General features: G+C 74.2%; 10 protein-coding genes and 1 pseudogene. 9 read left to right on the forward strand and 2 right to left on the reverse strand.

The window, feature by feature from the left end:
• Positions 1–13: 13 nt before the first annotated feature.
• A complete protein-coding gene (locus SMD11_RS26675; RefSeq protein ID WP_087928873.1) occupies positions 14–1219 on the reverse strand; it encodes an amino acid deaminase/aldolase in 1206 nt (401 codons plus the stop codon).
• A gap of 215 nt (positions 1220–1434) precedes the next feature.
• On the opposite strand from SMD11_RS26675, the gene SMD11_RS26680 reads away from it, so the two are divergent.
• From SMD11_RS26680 to SMD11_RS26695, 4 genes and pseudogenes are all read left to right on the forward strand, one after another.
• Complete coding sequence (locus tag SMD11_RS26680; protein WP_234366175.1) at positions 1435–2379, forward strand: hypothetical protein; 945 nt, start codon at positions 1435–1437, stop codon at positions 2377–2379.
• Positions 2376–3547 (forward strand): annotated as a pseudogene (gene mycP, locus SMD11_RS26685) (type VII secretion-associated serine protease mycosin). Before SMD11_RS26680 ends, mycP begins: the two are co-directional and overlap by 4 nt.
• Before the next feature lie 548 nt (positions 3548–4095).
• The gene (locus tag SMD11_RS26690) at positions 4096–4827 is read left to right on the forward strand and encodes an SseB family protein (protein ID WP_087928874.1); all 732 of its coding nucleotides are present in this window, start codon (positions 4096–4098) and stop codon (positions 4825–4827) included.
• Between the two features lie 76 nt (positions 4828–4903).
• Complete coding sequence (locus tag SMD11_RS26695; protein WP_087928875.1) at positions 4904–5710, forward strand: MIP family channel protein; 807 nt, start codon at positions 4904–4906, stop codon at positions 5708–5710.
• Positions 5711–5719: 9 nt separating this feature from the next.
• On the opposite strand, the gene SMD11_RS26700 is transcribed toward SMD11_RS26695, so the two are convergent.
• Positions 5720–6082 (reverse strand): DUF1844 domain-containing protein, encoded by a 363-nt coding sequence (locus tag SMD11_RS26700; RefSeq protein WP_087928876.1) that lies wholly within the window; start codon positions 6080–6082, stop codon positions 5720–5722.
• A gap of 324 nt (positions 6083–6406) precedes the next feature.
• Between SMD11_RS26700 and infC the strand changes: the two genes are divergently transcribed.
• The 5 genes from infC to SMD11_RS26725 all read left to right on the forward strand — a co-directional run bounded on the left by infC (position 6407) and on the right by SMD11_RS26725 (position 10133).
• Entirely contained in the window at positions 6407–7087 is a 681-nt protein-coding gene (infC, locus tag SMD11_RS26705) for a translation initiation factor IF-3 (RefSeq protein ID WP_087928877.1), read from the forward strand.
• A 123-nt stretch (positions 7088–7210) separates the two neighbouring features.
• Entirely contained in the window at positions 7211–7405 is a 195-nt protein-coding gene (gene rpmI / locus SMD11_RS26710) for a 50S ribosomal protein L35 (RefSeq protein WP_071964711.1), read from the forward strand.
• A 101-nt stretch (positions 7406–7506) separates the two neighbouring features.
• The gene (gene rplT, locus SMD11_RS26715) at positions 7507–7893 is read left to right on the forward strand and encodes a 50S ribosomal protein L20 (protein WP_071964710.1); all 387 of its coding nucleotides are present in this window, start codon (positions 7507–7509) and stop codon (positions 7891–7893) included.
• A 204-nt stretch (positions 7894–8097) separates the two neighbouring features.
• A complete protein-coding gene (locus tag SMD11_RS26720) occupies positions 8098–8931 on the forward strand; it encodes a TrmH family RNA methyltransferase (RefSeq protein ID WP_087928878.1) in 834 nt (277 codons plus the stop codon).
• A 38-nt stretch (positions 8932–8969) separates the two neighbouring features.
• The gene (locus SMD11_RS26725) at positions 8970–10133 is read left to right on the forward strand and encodes a sensor histidine kinase (RefSeq protein ID WP_087930749.1); all 1164 of its coding nucleotides are present in this window, start codon (positions 8970–8972) and stop codon (positions 10131–10133) included.
• Positions 10134–10218 lie beyond the last annotated feature (85 nt).

Consider the following 10218-nt stretch of genomic DNA (forward strand, 5'->3'; position numbering starts at 1 on the left):
TCCCGGGCGAGGGTCAGCCGAACGTCCGGCCCTCGCCCCGGTACGTGGGGACCGTCTCCACCACCCGGTCGCCGTCGACGAGGTGCAGCGCCGCGAAGCGCTCGCACAGCTCGCCCGCCTTGGCGTGCCGGAACCACACCTTGTCGCCCACCAGCAGATCGTCGGCGGGCGGCCCGACCAGCGGGGTCTGCACCTCGCCCGCGCCCTCCCGCCCGTCGAGCCGCAGCCCGGCCGGCAGCCAGGGCCGCGGCAGCCGGTCCCGGCCCGCCGCCCCCGACGCCGGATAGCCGCCGCCCGCCACCGTCACCACGCCCGTGCCGGGGCGGCGCACCACCGGCAGCGCGAACAGCGCCGCCGGACGGGCCCGGAAGGACGTGTAGTGGTCGAACAGCCGGGGCACGAACAGCCCCGACCCGGCGGCCACCTCCGTCACCGCCGCCTCGGCCGCCGTGTGCTGCACACTGCCCGTGCCGCCGCCGTTGACGAACTCCAGCTCCGCCACGGCCCGTACGGCCCGCACCGCCTCGGCCCGGCGCACCGCCAGCTCCCGGCGGGCCGCCGCCTGGAGCAGCCGCACGGCACCGGACCGCACCGGCCGGCCCGCGACCGCGTCCGCCACACCCGCCACATGCGCCTCGTACGCCATCAGCCCCACCACCCGGAAGCCGGGCCGGCGCTCCACCAGCCGCGCCAGCTCCGCCAGCCCCGTGGGGGAGTGCACCGGCGAGCGCAGCGCCCCGATCCGCACCCGCCCGCCCAGCAACCGCAGCGAGGTGTCCAACTCCAGGCAGACCCGTACCTCTTCGCGGCCCGCCCGCGCGGCGTCGATCAGCGTCAGCTGGGCCGGGTCGTCCACCATCACGGTGACCGCCGCCGCCACCTTGGGATCCGACGTCAGCTCGGCGAACGCCGCCCGGTCGGCCGACGGATACGCCAGCAGCACGTCGTCGAAACCCGAACGCGCCAGCCACACCGACTCCGCGAGCGAATGGCTCATCACGCCCGCGAACCCGTCCCGCTCCAGCACCCGCTCCAGCAGCGCCCGGCAGCGCACGGACTTGCTGGCCACCCGGACGGGCTTGCCCCGGGCCCGCCGCACCAGGTCCTCGGCGTTGGCGTCGAACGCCCGGACGTCCACCACGGCCAGCGGCGCGTCGAGGGAGGCGGTGGCCCGGTCGTAGCGGGCCCGGTCTGCGGTACGAGCGGGAGGAGCCGGCATGGCCGCAGCCTGCCAGACCACCCTGCCGCCCGGTAGGGGCCGGGTGCGGGAGAACACGGCCGGCCGGCCGGACCGGATGGTCTTCGATACCGCCCGCCCCGTAAAGTGGCGGGCACGCCGTGGGCCGTGCGCCACGGCGTGATGTCCGGATACGAACCGGCCTGTCCCGAAGGGCGATCGGGCACGGCGCGCCAGCTCGCGAGGGAGAGCGCAGGTTGAGCACCGAAGCGGACCCCAGGCCGCAGTCGGCTCCCACGCTGGCCGCGCGGCGGCCGTCCGTCCCCGCGCAGGCGCTCCCCGTGCACCCGCCGCGCACGGCCCCGCTGCCCCCCTCCCTCTTCGCCGAACCGCGCGGCCACGCCGCCCCGGAGACCGCCGCCGAACCCGCGCCCGTCCGCGCCCGCGGTCCCGTGCGCACCGTCGCCGCGGCCGTCTGCCTCGTCCTCGGCGTCGGCCTGATCGGCGGCGCCGTGGCGACCGGCCGGCAGGCGGACGCCCCCGGCCGACGGACCGCCGCGGAACGGGACTTCGCGGAGGGCCGCACGCTGTGGCGGACCGTCCCCGTCGACGAGCTCTTCCCTCCCACCGTGCGCGGCGCCGGGGCGGGCCCCGGTGGCGCGGACCGCCGCTGGACCCGCGTCGGCGTCGCCCCCGACGCCGACTGCGCCGGAGCCTTCGACCCGCCGCTGGCGCGCGTCCTGGCCCCGGCGGGCTGCGCGCGCCTGCTGCGGGCCACGTACACCGACGCCACGTCCACCACCGTGACCACGGTCGGACTCCTCGTCACGGCCACCGACGAGGAGGGCATGCGCGCCCTGCGTACCCGCTTCACCGGCGAACGGCTCGCCGAGCGCACCGATCTGATGCCCCGCCCGTACGCGCCCCCCGGCACCGTCGCCGAGGGCTTCGGCGACCCGCAGCGCGTCAGCTGGCACATCGGCGTCCTCGTCGACGTCCCCGCCGTCGTCTACACCGTCACGGGCTTCGCCGACGGCCGCACGGACATGCCCCCGCAGCCCGCCGCGCAGGCCGTCGCCCACGGCGCGACCACCGCCCCGGCCCAGGCTGGCCTCGGCCACGACGCGTCCGCGCTGGCCGAACGGATGGAAGCGGCCCTGCGGCGGGCGCTGCGCGCGGCGGCCCGCGAGGACGCCCGGTGAGGCGGCCCGCGCGAGCCGCGGCGAGACGGCTCCCCCGCGCGGCCGCCGCGCTCACCGCCGCCCTCGTCCTCACCGCCCTGCCGTCCCGGGCGGTGGCGGCCGACGGCATACGCGTGCAGGAGTGGGCCCTCGACGCCCTGCACACCGAGGAGGCCTGGCGGACCACCAAGGGCGCGGGCGTGACCGTCGCCGTGCTCGACACCGGGGTCGACGACGGGCACCCCGACCTCCAGGGGCAGGTGCTGCCCGGCAAGGACCTCATCGGCTTCGGCGCCGGACCCGGGGACCGGGCCTGGGCCCGCCACGGCACCGCCATGGCCGGCATCATCGCCGGCCGCGGCCACGGCGAGGGCCGCGCCGACGGCGTCCTCGGCGTCGCCCCCGAAGCGAAGATCCTCCCGGTCCGGGTGATCCTGGAGGACGGCGACCCGGCCCGCGCGAAGGCCCGCGGCGCCCGTGGCTCCGCCCTCGCCGAGGGCATCCGCTGGGCCGCCGACCACGGCGCCGACGTCATCAACCTGTCCCTGGGCGACGACAGCGCCACCGCCCACCCGGAACCCCGCGAGGACGCCGCCGTCCAGTACGCCCTCGACAAGGGCGCCGTCGTCGTCGCCTCCGCCGGCAACGGCGGCGAACAGGGCGACCACGTCTCCTACCCGGCGGCCTACCCCGGGGTCATCGCGGTCACCGCCGTCGACCGCTACGGCAACCGCGCCCCCTTCTCCACCCGCCGCTGGTACGCGGCGGTCAGCGCCCCCGGCGTCGACGTCGTCATCGCGGACCCGGACCGCCGCTACTACGAGGGCTGGGGGACGAGCGCGGCCTCCGCCTTCGTCTCGGGAGCGGTGGCGCTGGTCCGCGCGGCCCACCCCGGACTGACCCCCGCCCAGGTCCGTGAGCTGATCGTGAAGACGGCCCGGGACACGCCACCGGGTGGGCGCAGCGACGCGCTGGGTGCGGGTTTCGTCGACCCGGCGGCGGCGATCGCGGGCCGGCCCGCCCCGGCGCGGGTACCGCGCGAGTACGCGGCCAGGTACTTCGGCCCCGGGCCCCATGAACGCCGCCGCCCGGCGGGGGTCGATATGCCCACGGCCGTTGCGGCGGGGCGGGTGGGGTCCTGCTCCTGATCGCGGCGGCGGTGCTTTGGCGACGGCCGTCGCGGCGGTGACGGCCCGTTCTTCGGGTGCGGTGTCCGCTGCGCGGGGCGGTCCGTTCTTCGGGTGCGGCGTTGTTTCCGCTGCGCGGGGCGGGTCCGCTGCGCGGGGCTTTCAGGTCGGTGCCGGGCCGGAGGGGTGGTCGCCGGGCTGCTTCGCTTTACGCCCGGCGACCACCCCTCCGGCCCGTCCCCTCCTGCGGGTGGGTGGGGAAAGACGCGGGGGTTGAGCCGCACATGTCGGCTGACCGTGACCACGACGGTTTTTTCACCCCCCACTCACGGGAGGGGGCGGGCCTGCGCGGGTGGTGTCGGGACGTAAAGCGAAGCAGTCCCGACACCACCCGCGCAGGCCCGACACCGCCACGGTGAACGCCCCGCGCAGCGGGACCCGCCCGCGCAGCGGAAACAACGCCGCACCCGGCAACGCACCCGCCCCCGCGCAGCGGACCCCGCAGCGGGAAACGCCGCCGCACGTGACAGCGCGCAGAGGCCGGACGGCGGCGTTCCGAGGAGGGACAACCGCTCAAAGCCCCCGCATCCCCGGCCGGTAGGCTCAAACCGTGCTGAAGAACATTCCGGACCCCGGATTCTCCGACGACAACGGCTCGGCCGACCCCGCGCTCGCCGACGCGCTCGCCGCCTGGGCCGCGGACCCGGCCGCCGAGGGGCGGGTGCTCGCCGCGCTGCCGAAGGCGCGGCTGCTCGTGCCCGTGGTGGCCGTGCTCGGTGAGGTGGAGACGGGGCCCGACGGGCTGAAGCGCGAGAAGACCAGTGATATGGCCGTGCCGACGCTGGAGGCGCCCGGCGGGCGCAAGGCGCTGCCGGCGTTCACGTCGACGGAGACGCTGGCCCGCTGGCGCGCGGACGCGCGCCCCGTGGCGGTGCCGCTGCACCAGGCGCTCCAGGCGGCCGCGCACGAGAAGGCGGACACGATCGTCCTGGACATGGCGGGCCCGGTGCCGTACGCGCTGACCGGCCCGGCGCTGCTGGCGCTGGCCGAGGGGCGGGGGAGCACCGACCCGCTGGCGGATCCGGCGGTCGCCGAGGCGCTGCGCGCGGTGCTGGCCGCGGAGCCGGGCGTGCTGCGGGCGTACCTGGGCCCGGCGCGGGACGCCGACGGGACGCTGGCGCTGGCGCTGGCCGAGGACGAGGCGCCGCAGGAGACGGTGCGGCGGGTGGCGACGGCGCTGGCGGCGGACGACGTGCTGCGGGCGCGGCTGGTCAGGGGCCTGGACATGGCCCTGCTCCCGGCGGGGGCGACGCTCCCGGGGGAGCCGCTCTTCACGCGCTGAGCCACCGGCCGACAGGCGGGCACCCGGGGATCGTCCGACAATGCGAAGACAGTCCACGAGATCCCCGGGAGGACCGATGGACGCCGTGAATCTGGGGTCTTTGCGGCTCGACCCCGTACAGACGAGAACCGTCGCGGCCGAGTTCCTCGGCACCGCGCTGCTGGTCTTCTTCGCCGTCGGCTCCGCGGTCCTCGCGGCCGACTACATCGGTGTGCTCGGCATCGCCCTGGCGTTCGGCTTCACCCTGTTGGCCCTGGCGTACGCGCTGGGCCCGATCTCGGGGTGCCACGTCAACCCGGCGGTGACGCTGGGGCTGCTGGTGGAGGGCCGCATCACGCTCCGTACGGCCATCGAGTACTGGGTCGCCCAGCTGCTCGGCGGCATCGTCGGCGCGGCGGTGCTGTTCCTGCTGGCCAAGCAGGTGCCGGGGCTCAAGACGCACGGTGCCTTCGGCAGCAACGGCTACGGGGACCGCTCACTGGTGCACATCAACACCGGCGGGGCGTTCCTCGCGGAGGTCGTCCTGACCTTCCTGCTGGTCTTCGTCGTGCTCGCGGTGACCCACAAGGTGGCCGTCGTGGGCTTCGACGGGCTGCCCATCGGCCTGGCGCTCGGTGTGATCCACCTGGTGGGCGTGCCGCTGACCGGCACCTCCGTGAACCCGGCGCGCAGCCTGGGCCCGGCCCTCTTCGCGGGCGGCCCGGCGATGGCCCAGCTGTGGCTGTTCATCGTGGCGCCGCTGGTCGGCGGCGCGCTCGCGGCCCTCGCCCACCAGCTGACCCACCCGAGGATGGGCCCGGCCAACCTGGCGGACGAGCTCTCGACGTCGTCGCGGCCGGGCGGTGTGAAGCCGGCCCGGCCGGACGCGCGCGAGGAGGAGTGAGTGAGGGGCTCAGCCGAAGACGGGGCCGGTGTACTTCTCGCCGGGCCCCTGGCCGGGCTCGTCCGGCACGACCGACGCCTCGCGGAAGGCCAGCTGGAGGGACTTCAGGCCGTCGCGCAGCGGCCCCGCGTGGAAGTTGCTGATCTCGGTGGCGCTGGCCGTGACCAGACCCGCCAGGGCGGTGATCAGCTTGCGGGCCTCGTCGAGGTCCTTGTGCTGGTCGCCCTCCTCGGCGAGTCCGAGGTTGACCGCCGCCGAGCTCATCAGGTGCACCGCGACCGTCGTGATCACCTCGACCGCGGGTACGTCCGCGATGTCACGGGTCATGGTGTCGAAGTCCGGCGTCTCGCCGGTGGGGGTCGCGTCGCTCATGGCGCCCACGATACGGCCCGGCGGCGAATCGGTTCGCCACGGGTTGGCACGCTACGTGTCAACGCTGCTAAGGTGAGGACACATGACCGGCTGGACACTCTCGTGCCCGGCCCACAAGTGGAGGCTCCGTTCTCCCACCTGGTCGGCTTCAGGCCGGCAGGTCTCCGGTCAGGCGGCGCCCATCGTTCCGTACGGACGATGGAGCTGCCCGATATGCCCCGCGGATCGCACCGCGGCGTTCCGGTATTTATGGAGCCCCGCCTGTGTCCCGTCCGGGGCATTTTTTGTGCACCGGCGCGGTTGGTCTGACGAAACAGACGTTACGTGGCTGTCCGCCAGGCGGCCGCGTGGTGCTACCGAGGAGGATCCATCAGCGCCGAGCCCCGCATCAACGACCGGATTCGCGTCCCCGAGGTGCGACTTGTCGGTCCCAGTGGCGAGCAGGTCGGCATTGTGCCGCTTGCCAAGGCCCTGGAGCTTGCGCAGGAGTACGACCTCGACCTCGTCGAGGTGGCCGCGAACGCACGTCCGCCGGTCTGCAAGCTCATGGACTACGGGAAGTTCAAGTACGAGTCGGCCATGAAGGCCCGTGAGGCGCGCAAGAACCAGGCGCACACGGTCATCAAGGAGATGAAGCTCCGGCCGAAGATCGACCCGCACGACTATGACACCAAGAAGGGTCACGTCGTCCGGTTCCTCAAGCAGGGCGACAAGGTCAAGATCACGATCATGTTCCGTGGTCGCGAGCAGTCCCGGCCGGAGCTCGGCTACCGACTGCTCCAGCGGCTGGCGGAGGACGTCCAGGACCTCGGTTTCGTCGAGTCGAACCCGAAGCAGGACGGCCGAAACATGATCATGGTCCTCGGTCCGCACAAGAAGAAGACCGAGGCGATGGCCGAAGCCCGCGAGGCGCAGGCCGCCCGCAAGGCGGAGCGCCAGGGTGTTTCTGCCGCGGACGACTCCGCCGAGCAGGAGCAGTCCGCCGAGGAGCCCGCAGAGGCGTGATCCGAGGGCCTCGCCCCGCGGATCGCCCCCGGGGTTCGCCCCGGAAAGCAACCGAACACAGCTGACGCTTCCGTGTGCCCGTCCGCGGGCCGGAGAAGCGCCACCGACGAGGAGATACGGCGCATGCCGAAGAACAAGACGCACTCCGGTGCCAGCAAGCGCTTCAAGATCACTGGCTCCGGCAAGGTCATGCGCGAGCGCGCCGGCAAGCGCCACCTGCTCGAGCACAAGTCGTCCAAGCTGACGCGTCGCCTCACCGGCAACGCCGAGATGGCCCCGGGCGACGCCAAGAAGATCAAGAAGCTTCTCGGCAAGTGACGCTCCGCGCCCCGTACCCACGGGGTGCGCGTCGGACCGGGACCCATTCGAATTCGGGCCGCGTGAGAACGCACCGCGGCCCCGCTACAAGGAGTTAACAAGTGGCACGCGTCAAGCGCGCAGTCAACGCGCACAAGAAGCGTCGGGCGATCCTCGAGGCGGCCAGCGGTTACCGCGGCCAGCGGTCGCGCCTGTACCGCAAGGCCAAGGAGCAGGTCACCCACTCCCTGGTCTACAACTACAACGACCGTAAGAAGCGCAAGGGCGACTTCCGTCAGCTGTGGATCCAGCGCATCAACGCCGCTGCCCGCCAGAACGGCATGACCTACAACCGCCTCATCCAGGGTCTGAAGGCCGCCAACATCGAGGTGGACCGCAAGATCCTGGCCGAGCTCGCGGTCAACGACATGAACGCGTTCGCCGCGCTCGTCGAGGTCGCCCAGAAGGCGCTGCCGGCCGACGTCAACGCCCCGAAGGCCGCCGCCTGATCCCGGCGCCCCAAGGCATCGAGCGGACCCGCAGGCCTTCCGGCCTGCGGGTCCGCTCGCGTCCGGCCCCCGCGCCGCACGGCCGACCCGCAGCTCCGGGCAGCCGATTCCGCCGGGCCGGAACCCCATCACGACGGCGTGGACCGGGGGTGCCGGGACGAACCCCGACACCGCACGGCACGCCCAGCAACCGAAAGTGAGCCCATGGCGGCCCCCGAGCTGACGTCCCTGCGATCGCCCCGAGTCATCGCGGCCCGCCGTCTTACCAAGCGCAGCTTCCGCAGCAAGGAACGCCGTTTCCTGGCCGAGGGGCCGCAGTCCGTCCGCGAGGCCGTCGAGCACCTGATCGAGGTGTACGTGACGCCGGACGCCGCCGAGCGGCACGCCGACGTCGTGACCGCCGCCCGCGAGGCCGGTGTGCCCGTGCTGATCGCGACGGACGAGGTCATCGCGGAGATGTCCGACACCGTCACCCCGCAGGGCATCGTCGGCCTCTGCCGCTTCCTGGACACCCCCTTCGAGGAGATCCTGGCCGGCCGGCCCCGGCTGGTCGCGGTCCTCGCGCACGTCCGGGACCCCGGGAACGCCGGCACCGTGCTGCGCTGCGCGGACGCCGCCGGCGCCGACGCCGTGGTGCTCACCGACGCCTCGGTGGACCTCTACAACCCCAAGTCCGTCCGGGCCTCCGTCGGCTCCCTCTTCCACCTGCCGGTCGCCGTGGGCGTGCCCGTGGAGCAGGCCGTGCGCGGCCTCCAGGGCGCCGGGGCGCGGATCCTGGCCGCCGACGGCGCGGGCGAGCGCGACCTGGACGCCGAGCTGGACCAGGGCACCATGGGCGGCCCCACCGCCTGGATCTTCGGCAACGAGGCCTGGGGCCTGCCCGCCGAGACCCGGGCCCTGGCCGACGAGGTCGTCCGGGTGCCGATCCACGGAAAGGCCGAGAGTCTGAACCTCGCCACGGCCGCCGCCGTGTGCCTCTACGCCTCCGCCCGTGCGCAGCGTGCACCCGGAGGGTGCCGCTCCGTGACCTTCAGCTAGTAGGGTTGCCCCCGGGGGCTCGGGAGGGGGTGCGGATGATGAACGTCAGGACTTCCGGAAGCGTGGCCGACGCCTGTCCGGCCGCTTCTCCTGACACCCACGGTGTCAGGGAAGCCCGCGGGGCCCGCGAGGCGTCCCTGCCGGGCCTCGGGATCGACCCCGACGACCTGCCGGACGGCCTGGTCGTGGCGGACGAGAACGGCCGGGTGACCTGCTTCAACGCCGCCGCCGCCCGGATCACCGCCGTGGCGCCGCGCGAGGCACTCGGCCGGTCCCTGGAGAGCGCCCTGCCCTTCGAGGACCTGGAGGGCCGCCGCTGGTGGCCGCTGACCGACCCGTACGGCGGTCTGACCACCCGGATCGGCCAGCCGGAGCGCAATCTCCTGCTCCCCGGCGGCCGCGAGGTCCTCGTCTCCGCCCGCTACGTCCGCGAGCGGCCCAACGGCCCGGTGCGCCGGCTGGTCGTCCAGCTGCGCGGCACCGAGGCCCGTCGCCGCACCGAGCGCAGCCACGCCGAGCTGATCGCCACCGTCGCCCATGAGCTCCGCTCGCCCCTGACGTCCGTCAAGGGCTTCACGGCGACGCTGCTCGCGAAGTGGGAGCGGTTCACCGACGACCAGAAGCGCCTGATGCTGGAGACCGTCGACGCCGACGCCGACCGCGTCACCCGGCTGATCGCCGAGCTGCTCGACATCTCCCGGATCGACTCCGGCCGGCTGGAGGTCCGCCGCCAGCCCGTCGACGTCGTCGCCGCCGTGCGCCGCCACATCCAGGCCTACACCGCCGCCGGGCATCCCGAGGAGCGCTTCCGGGTCGAGGTGGAGGATCCGCTGCCGGATCTCTGGGCCGACCCGGACAAGATCGACCAGGTGCTGGGCAACCTCCTGGAAAACGCCGTGCGCCACGGCGCGGGAACGGTCACCATAGCGGTGTCCCCGGCGCTGACCAAGGCCCGGACCGAGGGCACGGCGGTCACCGTGAGCGATGAGGGGCCCGGCATCCCGGAGGAGTCCATGAGTCGTGTCTTCACCCGCTTCTGGCGGGGCAGCAAGCGCGGGGGCACCGGCCTGGGCCTGTACATCGTCAAGGGCATCGTCGAGGCCCACGGCGGGACGATCACGGTGGAGCGGGCGGTCCGGGGTGGCGCCCAGTTCCGCTTCACCCTGCCCGTGGGCGCCCCCGCCTTCCTCACCCAGGGCTGAGAAACCGGCGGGAGACAGGGGGGAGCTCCCCCCGGCGCGGCCCACGGGCCCACCCCACCACGCGCGCCCCTTAGACTCGACCTTT

Origin of the sequence: Streptomyces albireticuli, assembly GCF_002192455.1 — a bacterium.
GTDB lineage: Bacteria > Actinomycetota > Actinomycetes > Streptomycetales > Streptomycetaceae > Streptomyces > Streptomyces albireticuli_B.